Here is a 16,449-nt window from a genome sequence, read left to right as displayed (position 1 = left end):
TAATCAATGACTGTTTTCTTACAAAATTCATTATAAAGCGTCTCTGTAGCTTCTAAGCATGGTGAATTTATCTCAAAATATACTCACGACTGGCGAACAGTCTTCAATAAGATGCGTTCCCCCTGGGACTTCAAGTAGAAACCCGGTTTCTGGGAAAAGTGCGATCGCGTGGGTTAAAGAAACCGGGTTTCTTCCTAAATATCTCGGTGGGATGCAGAAGTTATGGTAGAAACCCGGTTTCTGGGAAAAGTGCGATCGCGTGGGATAAAGAAACCGGGTTTCTTCCTAAATATTTCGGTGGGGATGCAAAGATTGTCGCAGAAACCCGGTTTCTGGGCTCTGGGAGAGGTGCGATCGCGTGGATCGAGAAGCCGGGTTTCTTCTTAAATATCTCGGTGGGATGCAAAAGCGATCGCAAAAACCCGGGTTCTGGAAAATTAACTTTATGTACACAGTAAGGAGCAAACATACTAAATTTCTATCTCTTTATAACCAGGGGGTGGAAGGGATGGGCCAAGTACCTGCGGGCCAAATATCATTGGTCGAATTAGAAGAAAATAAATATTTAAATAGGGTATGTGGCGTCCGAATTGGGAACTTGTCAGTCCACCACGACTTGGACTTATTGGACTTATTGGACGAATTGGTTCGTTACTATAGCCACTCCGTGTCGGAACATTTAGCCATTTATCGAGCTTCTCATATATTTGATCTTGACCGCATTTTGGAAGGTTTCTTCCTGACGAAATATTGTTGTTATTTTGTCCTGTAGGTGGAGTAGGCAGATGTGACTGAATATTGTTGTTATTTTGTCCTGTAGGTGGAGTAGGCAGATGTGACTGAATATTGTTGTTACCTTGTCCTCTAGGCGGAGGAGGAAGAGGCCCCGAATTTGGAGCGAGTCCAGAAGGATCGGTTAAATTCACTGGTTCATTAACAATATAACCATATAAATTCCCATCTCCACCACCAAAACCCATCGGATCTTTCGCCGTCCACTTCCCCGCTACAGCATCATAATCCCTAAACCCAAACCGCACTAACTCCGTATCCACATCTATCAACCCCCCGGCAAAACTAATATGCAGTTCAAACTCTGGATTGCGATCGACAATAACTTGACCAAAGCTATCGTATTCCAGAACTTTAACGACTTCACCATTAACATCGCAGACGACTCGCGGGGTGCCTAGTTGGTCGGTGGTGATGTAATACCATTTGTTATCCCGTTCTAGGGCAAAGAGTAAGCCAAAATCATCATAGTGATAGCGGCTTAAACTACCTGATGGAGGACAAACGGCGGCGAGTTGAAAGGGATGGTTGGGGTTGCCGTAGAGGTATTGGGTTGTGCCATTTTCATCGGTACGAGCAACCCGACGGTTCATGCTGTCGTAGGTGTAGGTAATTTTTTTACCTTGCGATTTTTGACAGGTAGAATCTGGAAATTTTTCATCTGTGGAAATTGTTTTTAGTGCATTCATAAAAGTTACCTACGATTAATTCCAATTTTCAACTTTCATAACTTAGGTAATGTTTTTTTATTTTACAATAATTCGTCCATCATCCGCCGCCACCATTCCTGTGTGCTTTTTACCCAAGCTTGATAATTGGTCTCTATAGCGTTTGCCCACTCATTAGCCTTTGCCTGTCTAGCTTTTTCTCCCAACTGCCGCAGGTACTCAAGTTTTGCCAAATCTTCAGGAGTTGGGTTCTTCTTAGGTTGTTTTGGTGAATTATTATTAAAAATATTTGGAAGTCGAGGTTGACAACGGCGATTGTTATTGATATTCATTAGAGTGATACCAGTAGTTGCTAGATATATGGCTGCTACTTCCTCTGCTGTATAGAGAACACCTCCTATTAGTAGTGGTACAAATTGTCCTGTTGGGTCTTTAAAATCCACAGCAGAGTTATTTACATATCGATACAAATTACCATCACCACCAGCAAAGCTGATCGGATCTTTCGCCGTCCACTTACCCGCCACAACATCATAATCCCTGAAACCAAAACGCACTAACTCTGTATCCTTTTCTATCAAACCACCAGCAAAGCTGATAGGTAAATCAAAAACAAGATTACTATCAGCAATCTGTTGACCAAAGCTGTTGTAATCCAAAACCTTAATTGCCTCACCATCAACATCACAGACAACTTGTGGCGTGCCTAACTGGTCAGTTGTCACATAGTACAAATTAGCATCGCGCTTCAGCGCAAACAGCAAACCAAAATCATCATACTCATAAACGCTCAAATTCCCCGAATTATCGCGCACCGCCGTCACCTGAAACGGATGATTAGGATTCCCATAAAGATACTGCTCGGTTCCCTTTTCATCAGTCCGCGCCACCCGCCGATTCATACTATCGTAGGTATAGTTAATCGCCTTACCATCAGGCCAACTCACCTCTAACAATTCCCCAGTCGCACTGTACTTGAGCGTCATATCACCACGCTGCATTAAGAAACCATCAGCATCAAATTCGTAGGGCGTTCCATCCAACTCAATCAAACGATCTTGAGCGTCGTAACTGGCGGTATGCTGTTTGGTTCCTAACTGCCACTCAGTCCGGTTGCCATTGTCATCATAGACATAACGCTCGACAATTTCACCGTCACGCTTGACTAAAATCAATTGACCATCAAGATCGTAAGTGTAATCGTAAATATGGGTTGTAACCGTCACCGTTTCCCGCTTCTGGACAATGCGACTGAGAACGTCATAACTAAGCTGTAATTGATAGATGACTCGCCCGTTAACCAGATTTTTCCGAGAAATCACGCGACCAGAATCATCGTACTCAATGTCAACATTCATCTTGCCATCAGTAATCTGAATCGGCGCACCCGTTGCTTGATTTCGTACTACTTGAAATTGACCATATTGGGTCAGTAACCCGTCCGCATCTCGCTTCATTTCGATTTCCGGTTCGTCATCTAACTGCATCCCGACTAGGGAAAAATTATTATCGTAACGATAGCGGTAAGTCCCATTTGCAACGCCATTCCACGCCATTTCAGTCACTAAACCGCCGTCATAAGTAAACGTCATTTCTTGGGGTGTGCCGCCATCTGCGGGAGTGCGGACGAGTTTTGTCACCCGTTTCGACTCTTTTTCGTAGGTGACTTCTACCGTTGCTTCTGGGTAGGTTGCCCGTTCTAAATCGCCGGATTGATTGTAAATTCCTCGGACAGTTCGACCGCTGGGAAGGGTAGAATTTGTTAGTTGTTGTTCTGTGTCGTAGGTGCTGGCGTAGGCGGGATTTTCCGGCGGTACATAACCCGCTTCTAAATTTCCTGGCGTATAGTTAAGGCTATGCACCGCACCGCTTGGTAGGATAATTTGAGTCAAGTTGCTATTAGCATCATAAGCAAAATTGTAGGTTCTGCCACTGGGTAAAGTCGTTTGAATAATTCGCCCGACTTCATCGTAGGTGTACTGAACTTGATTCCCTTCCGCATTGCCAAGACTGCTGAGGCGACCTCGTTCATCGTAGCTGTAATTCAGAATCGTCTGATTCCCCTGCATCGCACTAATTAAACGCCCGCGATCGTCGTAATTAAAACTGACAGATTCTAAGCCAGCCGTCTCTGTTTTAATGACTCTTCCTCCTTCATCTAAATTTAGAATGCTGCGCCGTCCTGCTGGAGATTGGTAGATAATTTGTTTGTTTTCCGCATCAAAGGTAGTAGTCGATTTACGTCCGTTGAAATCTACCGTATCGGTGAGAGAAATTAAACTTAATTGGTCGTTAGGATCGGCGAGATTGCAAGACCGGGTTAATGATAAATTTGCTGTCAATCCCCCAGGAGTTTTCAAGACAGTTCGCTTTAACAAAGATGCTTGTTTACCAAAACGCGGATCGGGTTGTTGTTCTTGGATGAAAGTGCTGCCATCGGGATAAGTAATGGTTTCTGTGCCGTCTTTGGAGGTTAGGGCGACGATCGCACCTGTCCCCCCACAACCTGTATTAACCTGACGTTCTTCACCTGTGGACAAGCGCTCGGTTAAATAGGTAGATTCGCGTCCCGTAGCCGTAATTTTAGCGACTGTGAAGCCATTTTCCGTGCGAGTTCGCGCCAATAACTCGAAACTGCCATCGGGTTCTTGACGGCTGTGCAAACGTCCTAATTCATCGTATTCAAATTGGTATAGATTGCCTTTCGGGTCGGTGAAGCTGGTTAATAAACCATTATTGGTATAGTTAAAGGCGCTGCTTTCATTGGCGGGATTGGTGACGCTTTCTAAGTAGCAGTTTGCATTAAAATTTAACTTAGTATGCTGCCCGTAAGGAGCAGTAATCGCAATGGAAAAATGATCGGCGTTGCGCTCAATTTGGGTGATATTGTTGTCGCCATCGGCAATAGATTTTAAATAGCCAGCATCATCGTACTCGAAGCGATAGATTAAGGCTTTAGTCAGAGTGCTGATGGTGCACAGATGGCGGCCTGTGTTGTCGAAAATGTAGAGTTGACCGCCACCTTCGCTGGGAATAGCTATTTCGTCCTCTAGGGGCAACCACAGGGGGTTTGCCCCTACCGATGAACCTTTGTAGGGGCGGTGCCCCCGTGCCCGCCCGTTTGGGGGTTCCGCCTCTACATTATTTTGCCGCTGACCATTACCCAAATACAGAGTTTTTCCCGCCACATCATAAGCATGATTAACATTCAAAGTCCAACCACCTAAACCTTGGGCGATCGCATTCCAAGTGCCCAGAGTAGTCGTTCCTTCCTTAGATTGATTGTATTGGGATTCGCGATAAATAAAAGTGGTGCGAATAGTGACGGGTTGCTTGCCAGATAATAGCTTACCTTCAGCATCTTTCCCATCCCAGACAAAGGTGTAAATTTGATTTGGTTGTGGCGGAAAAACCTGCTTAAATTCTTGTCCCGCAACCTTAATTTCCAGTTCAATCCGTTCTAAATCGGCTGCGACGTGGGAACCGCTGACGGGAATTGTGCGGTTGTAAGCTGCTTGACGGCCTGAAGTGCGATCGCTACTGTAATTTAGGCTAAATGGCGTTCCGTTAATCCCTATAACAGCACCTAAGATTTGGTTTTGAATTTCGATGAAAGAAATGGGTAACATGATTTTGTCCTCTAAATTATTGTGTGTTTGTGTGAAATTGTAGGTTGGGTTTAACGATAGTGAAACCCAACTTTGATGAGTGGTTAGATGTTGGGTTTCGTTCCGGTTCCTGAGCGAAGTCGAAGGGCAACCCAACCTACGTTGCTATGGTATTTTAGCCAGTAGCACCTATCAGACAAGATTCTATGTCATCATTACCTTCGCCAAATTGAACTGGGTCTATTGGCTCTCCTTTCAGCCTGTCAACTAATTTCACAAGGTCATCTCCCCAAATTCCTAACATTCCATTGATACCGGATAACCAACCTTCAATACCTCCTTCTTTGATGGCACTACTGATAACTTTAACACTGCTACCGGCATCGTTTAAGAAATTGAAAACTTGAGCAGCAGTATTGTTAAAGATACCAGCAAAATTCGAGCCAAGAGTACCAACGGCATTGAGAATGTTGCCAATTCCGGCAACCCAATCACCGTTTTTAATCCCTTCAATAGCGCCGTAAATTTGCAGTGGCACAGTCTTCAAACTATTAAAAACTTGCAGCACTACCTGCTTCATCGCATCCGAAGTAGAATTGATAAAGCTTGACAATCCACTTGTAATTGCAGAAGCAACTCCGCCGAGGATTTGCAAGAATCCTACTATTCCTTGACCGGACATTATCGATCGAATGCCATCAAATGATCCTTGTGCTAATCCCATAAGAGCTTGAATTCCAGTAGTTAAACCGGGGGGTAAGGGAATAGCAGAAGCGAGGAATCCTACTCCAGCCATCACTCCTTGGAAAATTGCTCCAGCCCAATCACCAGTAATTGCACTCTGGATTATCCCAATTCCCGCATTAGCAAGATTCAAGGCAATTCCTAAAGGAGCGAGAGGAGTAAATTGGAGGATGAATCCCAGAATGCCAATGATGTTCCGAACTATTCCCAGCAACTTCATCCAGAACATCTTTTTGCGGAGTTTCCGCTGTTGAACGCGCTGCTTGATAATTTGGTCGAGCATCTCCTTAGACTGCTTCGCTAAATCTTCAGAAATATCTACCGCTTGTTCGGCATAAGCTACTTTATTCAAAGCTTCTAAATACAGCGGGTCAATAACCTGTCTTTCTCCTCCCAATTCTTCAGTACGCTGCAACTCTTCCAACAATTGTTTACTTGCTGACTGCAAATTTTGCTGTGCTGTTTGCAATAGCTGAGTATCCCATTGCTCCTCTAAATCAATGCGATTTATCTCAGTTTTGTAGTGTTGAACTTGTCCGATTAAGCCCTCCATTGCTTTAATCAAATTGTCTTGCACTACACTAGCTTCTTTCCCTTGCAATGCTAGATGAATATCACCCCGAACTTCTGCTAACAAAGCCTTCAAATCCGCCGGCAAATCAGATTCCTGCTGAGTTTCCAAATCTTTCAGCGATGCGAGAAGTCCCGCTAATTGTGTTTGCAATTGCACCGGATCGTCCGTTGCTTCGAGGGTAGTCATTCCTAGATTTCCCCGCGCCTGATTTAAAGACTGCCGCCAATTATCTTCCGCTTGCAGTTGCTTCAGTTGCTCAATCTTAGCAGTAGTTTCCAGACGCTTGCGTTCTAATTCAATACGATCGCGCTCTTGCCTTTCTTTAACTGCTACCTCAATATCCTTTTGCCAATTTTTGGCAATTTCTTGCTCTAATTGCGCTTGGGCTAAATTCAGTTTTTCGATCGTTGCTAACTGAATAAATGTTTGTTCCGTTTGTTCGCGGATGCGAGTAATGCCGTCAAGACGAGCGCTAGCAATGGCTAATTCCTGTGCTTTTTTCTCCCTTTCTTCCTGAGTATTGGCAATTTTTTTATTCAAATCGTCCAATATTTTAACAGCAATTTCTTGCTGTGCTTGCAGCGTTGTCATCTGCGCTTGTGCGGTATCCTTCGCTGCACCAAAGGCATCAGCTTGCGATCGCGCGCGGCGCTGCAATTCCCGATGTACCAGCATTTCCTGATAGTAGCGATCGGCTAAAATTCGGTCTTGGGGCTGCGCTAACCCGCGACTAGAGCTACTGCCTTTATCGCTGGCTAAATCTCTGTAATCGCGATAGTAAATCTCTGCTGCCGTCGCCACATCGTTGTTCTTAGCTACATCTAACAGTGCTTTCGCTTCTTTGAAACCCGCATCAGTTGCTTCCTGCAATCGCTGCAAAATTTGGAACTGTAAATTATTGACTTCTTGCTGCTTTTGTGCTGCTTGAATCGTGTAATTGGCATTCGCCTGAGTAGCTTCCACCAAAGCTTTCAGAATCTTTTGATTTTCCCTTGCTAGCTTGAGATGTTCGTCATTTTGCACCAACAAATCTTCCTTCAATTGTTGCAATGGTGCGGTGAGAATCTTGCTAGCAGCTTCAGCTTGTTCTGCTAAACGCTGGGCTTCGGCTAAAGCAGCGCGGGCATCTTGCAATTGTTTTTGCAAATTGCTGGTGTCAGCATCGGGATCTTTGGTGTAGGCATCAAGTAACCTTTGTTCGGCAAGAATTACCTCATTTTGTGCTGTTAACAGCGTGCGTTTTTGAGTCAGCGCAGTTTGCTGGGCGGTGAGGATAGCAGCTTTATTTGTCAGTAGCTGCAAGGTTTGTTTTAACTGTGCTTCTTTGCTATATAAGTCTTGCAAACCGTCTACAGTAGCACCTTGTTTCGCAAACTCGGCAATTTGATTTGCAATTGCTTGTTGTTGCTGTTCCAGAGAATCAATTAGCGCATTTGTACCTGCTAATTCCGCTGCTAGGGCGACGCTTTGTCGCTCGACCCATTTTTCGGCTTCGGCAATTTCTTGCTGAGTTTCTATGGCTTGTTTGTTGAGTTCCCCGCGACGTGCCAGGATATCAGCAACAGCAGCGCGATACTCCTCAGAATTAGTATCGTATTCTTCCCATTGTTGCTGCACTTTAGCATTTTGGGCGGCGGCTTCAGACTCGGCTTGTTCTAACTGTTGCTTCAGAGTTGGTAACAGATTTTCTAAGAATTCTAGTTGAATTTTGTCATCGGGAATTGACTTGCGAGCCTCTTCTAGTTGAGCAAAGAAATCGCGGGCTTCTTTAACAGGAGGTTGGGCTTCATTTGCCGCATTATTTGCGTCAGTCCATTGTTTTGCTAGCGGTTCGACGCGCTCTTTTTCCTTGCGCCATTTATCCGCTTCTGCGAGATGTGCAGTTCCTTGTTTCCGCAACTGAGGAAATATTTGGGAATATTGATTCCAAAGAATCCAATTATGGTCAACGTGGGTTATCCATTCACATTTTTTCTTGCCACTACTGCCTCGGTAACAACGTTCTTCTGACCAATAGGGACTAGATTGCCAATTGGCACGATTTCTGTTAATAACAGACCAATGATATGCTGTTCGTTGTTCGTACCAATCTGCTTGTGCTAAAGCTGCATAACCTTGCGCTTCATGGGATGCTTGTTCGGCTTTTGCTTTTTCAAATAGTATTTGATTTGGATTTCGCCCTTCGACAGCATCAGCAGCTAACAATTCATCCACTGTTGAATTTAACAACTTGGATATGTGCGAATCGGGGCTGCTTCCTTCTAAAGTTGCTCCTTGCAATAAATCGATCGCAGTGCCATTGTCGGGATGCTCTTCTAAGAATTTTGAACGCAATGTTTTTACTTCTGCGTTAACATCATCATTAGCTTGTTGTTTTAGAAGATCGGCTTGTTGACGCAAGTCAGTTGCTTGTTGAGTTAGTGCTGAAGATTGATTTTGAGCCGCTTGAACTTGTTGTTGCAGCGAATTAATCTGGTTGATAATGCCAGCATAACTAGGATTTATCCTCAAAATTGATGTCAATGGGTTGCCCCGATCGATCTTGAACTTTTGACCGAAAAGAGATATCTCCTGAACATTATTGCTTTGGTTCGATCGATCTAATAAATTCCTGAATGCTAGTGGAAGTGTATTTTTTAAGGTGGCAATTTGTTGAGTCAAAATTGCAGCGCGGTTGGACTCCGATGCAGCCTGTTTCTGCAAGGATTCAGCATTCGTGAGTAAAGTCTGAGCTTCAGCTAACTTAGGTGATTTAGCTTCTAATATCCCTTGATACTGTTGCTGATAATCCTTCAATTCCTGCGATTCAACACCGTAACGCATTGCGATCGGAGCAATTTCTTGCCACAACTCTTCATCCTGTTTGATGCGGAGTTTAATTCGCTCGATCGCCCCTTCAGTAGAAGTAAAACTATCATCCAGTGCATCCGCACGATTTTCTACAACCCCAAGAGTCTTAATTCCATCTTCCAGATTTGCTTCACTCCGCTGATAGTCACCGTATGGCTCGGCAAATTGACCGTCGATTTCAGCTATCAAAGCATCAACAGATCGAGATAGTTTTTGCTGATTATCGCCCAATTCTTTCGTCATCGGGTTGCCTTCTAATAGCGCTTTAGTCGAGTTATTAACGCTATTAGTTAAATCTTCGCGAACTCGGTCGCTAAGTTGGGCATAAGCTAGCACGGTATCATCTTTAATTGCCGCCTCCGCCGCGTTTTCGGAATTCAGTTGAGATTGCAAAGCATTGAGGCGATTGTCATTGCTTTCTAGCTTCTGGCGGATTTCTAATTCTTGCTTTTGACGCAAGGGAAGCAGCGCTTCTGTTGCCTGTTTCAGCAATTTTTCTAAATCGTCAGCAGCAGTTTGACTCGATGCTTTCAATGCTTCTAAACTGCTAATTTGAGATTTTGACATCTCGATCGAACTCTTCAGATATTCTTGCTCCTCTGGATCGGTTGTATTGGCGAGTTGCTGTTCCCAATTAGTAACTAAGTTATTAATACTGTCGATCTGATTAGTCAAATCTTGACCTTGACCGCGCAATTTTTGCAAATGAGTGTTGACTTGCGGCTCGACTTGTGTTGCAAAGAAATCAACATCGGATTCCGAAGCCAGCATTCCCAAACCAATTAACTGACGCAGTGAAGTTGATTTTAATTGAGTTGTTTGCGCCATTTCTGCGGCCAGATTTGCGGCCTGAGATGCTGCATTTTTGATAGTTTGAATCAGTTGATTTTCGCGATTTTGCAGGGGTTGCAAGCGCTGATTCACAGATGCGATCGCACTTTGCACTCGATTAAACTCTGCCTCAAGTTGCGGGATTCCCCCCAAGGCTTGTAACTGGGAGTTAAAACTGGCAATTTGTGACTGTTGTTCTGCCGCTTTCTGAGTTAATTCGTTAATTTTCTTCGCTGCATCTTGACGGCGCTGCCACAATTTGTTTCGCTCATCTGCGATAAATGAAGCTGCTTGTAAATGACTGCGATAGGCGGCAGCTTCCCCAGCATTGTAAGCCCAAGCACTACCGTTCCAATACCAGGTTTTTTGGCGACTAGCATCAGCTAAATTCAATTGATATCGTTCCGCTGCTGCGAGGCCTGGATCGTTATCGATCGCACTTTGAATCACTAAATTTTGGTTGCCGATTTGTAAGTTGGTAAAAGCGAGGGCTTGTTGAGTATCGTCCAGAGATTTTTGGAGCGATCGCCCTTTTTGCAGATTCTCTTGAGCGGGCTTTAATTGTGACTGCAAATCTGCCAATTGTTGCCTGTCTGCTACTCCAGCTTGACGGGTAGCTAATAGAGATTCAGTGGCAGTTACTTGAGTTTGATTTGCTTGCTGCCATGCGTTCCAATCCTGCTGGTATTTAGTTTGTAAAACACCAGTGCGATTGAGAACATCGAGGCGACTTTGCAGGCGATCGACTTCACCCTCAACTTGCTCTAAGTATTTATTAGTGAGTTCGATTTCGCGATATTTATCAATCAATTTTTGTTCGGTATCAGCTTTTTGTTGATTCAGCTTATCCAAATCTTTGACAAGATTATCCCGCTGCTGTTGTTGTTGCGACAGTTGGGTATTTAATCCTGATAGCTGAACTAAAATGTTTTTGTCTGCTTCCAGTTTGCCTATTTGTTGTTGAGCCGCTGCAATTTGAGGCTGCAAAGTGGCATTTAGTTGTTGTGCATTGGAGGTAGCTAAATCTCGCTGTTGAGCAAAAGAATTAGCAGCAGCTTGATGATTATTTCGATGGACGGCCGCTTGTGGATTTGGCAATCGTCCTTCGGATCTGCCATACAAGAGATAATGTCGATAAGCTAATACGTGGTTCCAGCCAAAAACCCTTGCAACATCAGGGTTATAAGCTAGATAAGCATCGGCATTAAATACATAAATCTGACTGTTCCAGTAATTAGCTGCATTTTGATTAGCTTGCCGTTGCTGTTCCAATGAATTAGCAGTGGCAAAGGCTTGGCCGATCTGATTTTGATAGCCTTGTACCGCCGATTTTTGCTGCTGAATTGCCGTATCTGTAGATGCGATCGCACTTGGAATATCCGTCAGTTGGGCTGCGGAAATTGTCAATAGATTCGATTTAGTTTTGGCGATCGCACTTTCTGTCCCTTCAATTTCTTTGTCTTTATCAGCAATTTGTTTTTGTTTCTCTGGAATCTGTTTTTCTAAATCGGCTTTCTTCAAACCCAATTCGCGGTATTCTTTCTGGAATTCAACCAGAGATTTTTCTGTTTCTGCTTGCTCGGTTTTCCCTTTAGTTAACCGATTATTTAAATTATCAAAACCAGCCAAGAAATTCGCACCACTTCCTTCGATTGACTTCAAGAATGCAATTTTAGCTTGAGGATTGAGAGATGCAGGTGCGGTTTCTAATTGTTTGATTAAATCTGCGATCGCCAATCTTTCCGGCGAATCAGCTAAAGCCATTGCTAACTGGTTGCGCTGCAACTTCGCCCAACCCAATTCTTGCTCCAATTTCTGCAAATAATTTCGCCAGTTGTTCAACTGTTGCTGTAAACTATCGCTAGGATTTTTCTGCAATTGATTCTGCAACTCTAAGATTGTCTTGAACGCATCCAATTGTTCCGATTCTAACTTCTCAATTTGTTTGTCAACCGCCAACAATCTCTCGCGATAGGGCAATAAGAAACCAGCAGTTTCTAAGAAATTTTGCAAATTCTTCGCAGCTTCGGCTTTTTCAGCTTGAATTGCCTCTAATTGAGCCTGACTTGCTTTCAACCGATTTTCGGTTGCATCGGTTAACTGTTGTTGCGCGGGAATTTTTTCATTCTCCAACCTTTGCAGTTCTTTTTGGGCTAAATCGATCTCTTTAAGCAGCGTTTCTAACTTTTGCTGCTGTACCGGATCGTGCAAAGCGAACAAATCTTTTTCCGCTTGCAACCGCAACGCATCCGCCGCAATTTCATAGTCAATTCCCTGTTTCAAAACAGGCCAATCTTTAATGTTAGTTTTTAACTTTCTTGCCTGTTCTTTCAGGGCACTTGCTTGTTGCTCTGCTTGTTTGGCTAACTGTCCGTAAGCTTGGGATTCCGCAGCAGCTTGATTAGCTAATTGTTGAGCCATATCTCGCGGCGCAATATGTTCGGGATAGTGTACGATTCCATAAACAGGTTTGGTATTTCTTCCCGATGTACCAGTACGTTTAATACCTACTTGTTCCTCACGATTTATTTGAGAATTGTGCCAATTAGCTTGAGCTTGATTTTGCTGTTGGCGCGATGCAGCGATCGCGGCTAAACTGGCATAATTATCAGCAATTTTTGCTTGTTGTGCGGCCTGTGCTTCTAAAATTTGCGCCACTCGATCGGCTTTATTTAACCCATCTTCACCGAGATTAGTTGGTGTTTCTTCTAGAAATTGAGCGTAGTCATTTAAAGCAGTTTGCTGCTGCGTTGCTTGCTGTGATAGCTGCTGTAAACTTTGAGAATTTTCAGTGGCAATTTGAGCTTGCCATTGCAATTGATTTTTCTGTTTTAACAAGTTCGCGTCATTTCCCCAACCCCAAGTTTCTAGACGGCGGCCGGATATAGGCTTGCTCTTTTGTGAACCAACAGGTTGCCAGCGAACGGGATTAATGCTATTAGAAATCGCGCTAAATCTTGCCGCTTCTGCACTCTGAATCGATCCCTGTTCTTGGAAATTAGAGGCAAATTCCTGTTGTTTATTGGCAGCTTCGTGCCAAGGTGCGGGATCTGTTTGCAAATTATCGCCGACATTAGCAAAAGGATTGAGCAATTTAGCTTTAGCTTTTGTCAAATCTGTTTCAGCTTTGGCAATTTGTGCTTGAATTGACTCTAACAGTTTTTGAGTTTCTGCTTCTAAAGCCGATTTATCTTTGCCGAGTTTAGCTAATCTTTCTTCAATTTCCTTGCGTTGAGCTAACAGTTGTTGCAGTCGATCGTGTTCAATTAAATAATGATTGGTTGCTAGGGCTAATTCTTCGACTCTTTGCTGGTGATGAGTGTCAGTAATTCCAGCCTGCGTACTAACTTCTCGATACTTATTCAAAGCATCAGCAATTTTCTCAACTGAATCAGCTTGCAAGTCGGATAAAGTGAGCAATGGATTGCCGGAATCTACTAAAGTTTGCCACTGTTCGAGTAAATCTTGCTGGGCTATTTCTAAATCTAAAATCGCTTTTTTAGTTGGCTCAGATGCAGCTCTTGCTAGCGTCTCAACGCGCCCTTCTCCACTGAACAAACTTACCTGCAAGTCTGATTTTACTTCGTCTGCAGTCGGTTCGAGTGACAAAGCCCGATCGATCGCACCTTTAACATCTACCAATCCCGAGCCAGTTTCTTTATCCCATCCAGGTGCATTCAAATCTGCTGCGGTATCTATCAATAGTTTCTTGACTTGTATCAAACTCAATGCAGGATTTGCCGCCCAAACTAAAGAAGCTGCTGCTGTTACATAGGATGCCGATCGCGAAGTACCGACAAAAGCATTAGCATCCTTCGCCCAGGAACCCCCAGGAGCCATTAAATCCAGTCCTTCACCGTAGGCAGAATAGTCAGTTTTTGACTCAAATTGATTAACAGCACCGACAGTAATAATGTTATCGAATTGCTTGCTAGCTTGCCCCAAAGCTGACATGACACCGCCAGTATTGCCAGCGGAAACAACTAATAAAACGTTATTTTCGCGGGCGTATTGAATCGCGGTTTGCTCTTCAGGAGTTAGTTCGTAACGAGTGGTAATGCCGATATCATCTAATTGGGATAAATCGAAACTTAAATTCGCGATCGCCCGATTTTCACCCTTGGCTTTCACATCATCTACAAACCGAATTAATTGCTCCGCCCAATTCCCGCGATCGACCGTAAAAGTATCGTATTTAGCCTGAGAATTAATCGAAGAAAATACAGAAGTCACCCGCTGAAGGTGCTGTCCTTCAGTAAAATCAATAAACCCAACTTTCGGCTGTTGAGCATCAGAGGGAAGCAGAGAAATTGCCTCATTAGCATTCAACGAAAACTCATCCAATCCCGTCGAATCAGGATGACTCAAAGCTTCCCCTAAAGACACTGACAGCCCGAATTCCGCCGCTACTTCTGGACTTTGCAGCAATTGTTGGATTGTCGGTATATTGCTCTGACTGATGCCGAGTTTAGCGAGGGAATCTGGCTTATTAAATAGCGATAGAGCATCGGGATATTGTGTTAATATAGTTGTCAATTTTTCCAGAGATTCTGCTGCTGCATCGCTGTTCAAAACTTCGCTGAAAGTCTCCGAACTTTGATTAATAACCTTGGTAAAATCTGTTAGGGCATTATTGATATCGGCAACGGATTCCCCAGAAAGATTGCTAGTAGTGACTGCAAAGTTGTGAATAACCGAATTACCTGTCGCATCCGTCGCTCGAATTACGACATCTGTTACTCCAGATTGTGGCAATCCTGTTAGTTGTAAATTATCACCCTGCAAGTTAACAGCTAAAGACGGACTATTTCCCTCAACTACTTCATACTTTAAAGTGCTAGATTCCGGGTCAATAAATACTTGAGAGAGGTCGATCGCGCGCGTAGGTTGTGCGGGAGTTAATGCCACATCTGCAACGGGTTTAATCGCAGGAGGTTTATCATTAACTACGGCTGTATTTAGAATTTCTTGACCTGCTTTTGACTCCAGCCATTGAGTATTAGCATTGATATTTTCTGCCATCTCTGGTACATTAGCAGTCGCGCCAGTGATGCTAAAAATTAAGTCATTAAAATCGCGATCGCCTGAATTTCCCGGTATATCTTCCCAACCAAAAGTATTGCCTTTACCGGTGAAATCAGCCAGCATTGCTTGACTGTTGGGATTAGCTGCTGGAATTGAAAATAGGGGAGTTTTATCCGCCGAAAGACTGGGAGATTCTGATATCTCTTTTACAGTGCCATTAGGAACTAACATCAGAGCAAATTTTGCCCCAGGAGTCATGGCAAAAGTTTTGACACCTTGGTATGAGCCGATGTTAATATTAGGTTCGCCAAATTCACCGCTAAATCTCGCACCTTCCAGGCGATCGCTAATTGCAACATAACCCAATTCTGAATTGCTTAAGGCACGTTTAATCGCTTCTTGTTTAAAAGCATCGGAATTGGGCGGATATTGCTCCATGCCTGATAAGTTAATTAGGGCAATTTCGCCTTCATAAAAGCCAGCATCAACTTGGAAATCAAAGCTGACTTGACCAGTTTTATCAACAGTCCATACTCCTGGTGAGAGATTCAGCGAGTTATTTGTAGGAATATTTATTCTTTTTTGCGTGATTTCTGGATTTAGCAGAATAACTGGATTTTCAATTTTATCTGTTTCGGCTGTTGGCTGGTTTGGATTAGTTTGTGTTTGAGGTTCAGTTAAATTTGATGGTTTTTCTGAAATTATCGCGTTTTTATTTATATCGACTTTATGTTGTACGAAAACAGACGCTATCGACTCTTTTTCTACTTCAGCTTTCACCGCAGGCGTGACAGTTTTCTCCGCAGTAGCAACTTCGGTTTTGGTGACAGATTCAGTTGCAGGGGAAACAGGGGCGATCGACTCTTTTTCTGCTTGATTCTTTCCCGTTTCTAGAAAAGAAACCGGGTTTTTTATTGAGTCTGTTAGTTGGGGTGCAGTATTTGTCGAGAAAAACCCGGTTTCTGAGCCCTCGCGATCGGTTTTCTTTGAAGTTGTTACTTCAGTTTTTGAAACAGATTCTGTGGGAGTAAAAACAGGTACAATCGACTCTTTTTTCTCTTCAGCTTTCACCGCAGAGGTAACATTTTTCTCAGCAGTAGCAACTTCGATTTTGGTGACAGATTCAGTTGCAGGAGAAGGCGCGATTGACTCTTTTTTTTCTTCAACTTTCACCCCAGACGTGACAGTTTTTTCCGCATCATTAACCTCAGTTTTGGTGACAAATTCAGTTGTGGGACAAACAGGGGCGATCGACTCTTTTTTTTCTTCAACTTTCACCCCAGGCGTGACAGTTTTTTCCGCATCATTAACCTCAGTTTTGGTGACAGATTCAGTTGCGGGAGAAACAGGCGCGATC

The 16,449-nt window shown here is 43.6% G+C and carries 4 protein-coding genes; 1 reads left to right on the top strand and 3 read right to left on the bottom strand.

The window, feature by feature from the left end; all coding sequences use genetic code 11:
- The first annotated feature begins 158 nt into the window (after nt 1–158).
- Entirely contained in the window at nt 159–458 is a 300-nt protein-coding gene (locus QZ918_RS30725) for a hypothetical protein (RefSeq protein WP_293342309.1), read from the top strand.
- Nucleotides 459–470: 12 nt separating this feature from the next.
- Here the strand turns inward: QZ918_RS30725 and QZ918_RS30720 are convergent, their stop codons facing one another.
- The 3 genes from QZ918_RS30720 to QZ918_RS30710 all read right to left on the bottom strand — a co-directional run bounded on the left by QZ918_RS30720 (nt 471) and on the right by QZ918_RS30710 (nt 16,370).
- Nucleotides 471–1,481, bottom strand: a complete 1,011-nt coding sequence (locus QZ918_RS30720; RefSeq protein WP_293342306.1) for an RHS repeat domain-containing protein — start codon at nt 1,479–1,481, stop codon at nt 471–473.
- Between the two features lie 62 nt (nt 1,482–1,543).
- Nucleotides 1,544–5,089: an RHS repeat domain-containing protein gene (locus QZ918_RS30715; RefSeq protein ID WP_293342304.1), complete on the bottom strand. Its 3,546-nt coding sequence runs from the start codon at nt 5,087–5,089 to the stop codon at nt 1,544–1,546.
- Between the two features lie 154 nt (nt 5,090–5,243).
- Nucleotides 5,244–16,370 carry a DUF4114 domain-containing protein gene (locus QZ918_RS30710; protein WP_293342301.1) on the bottom strand — a complete coding sequence of 3,709 codons (11,127 nt, stop codon included), beginning with the start codon at nt 16,368–16,370 and terminating at the stop codon, nt 5,244–5,246.
- Nucleotides 16,371–16,449: the final 79 nt, after the last annotated feature.

The organism is Microcoleus sp. CAWBG58, from assembly GCF_020883045.1.
In the GTDB taxonomy this organism is placed as follows: domain Bacteria; phylum Cyanobacteriota; class Cyanobacteriia; order Cyanobacteriales; family Microcoleaceae; genus Microcoleus.
Note: the sequence above shows the minus strand (reverse complement) of the source record. Positions and strands in the feature narration are given on the sequence as shown.

Excerpts from the sequence above, each read along its gene's own strand:
- QZ918_RS30720 (WP_293342306.1), bottom strand. The coding sequence starts at position 1,481 with ATGAATGCACTAAAAACAATTTCCACAGATGAAAAATTTCCAGATTCT.
- QZ918_RS30715 (WP_293342304.1), bottom strand. The coding sequence starts at position 5,089 with ATGTTACCCATTTCTTTCATCGAAATTCAAAACCAAATCTTAGGTGCT.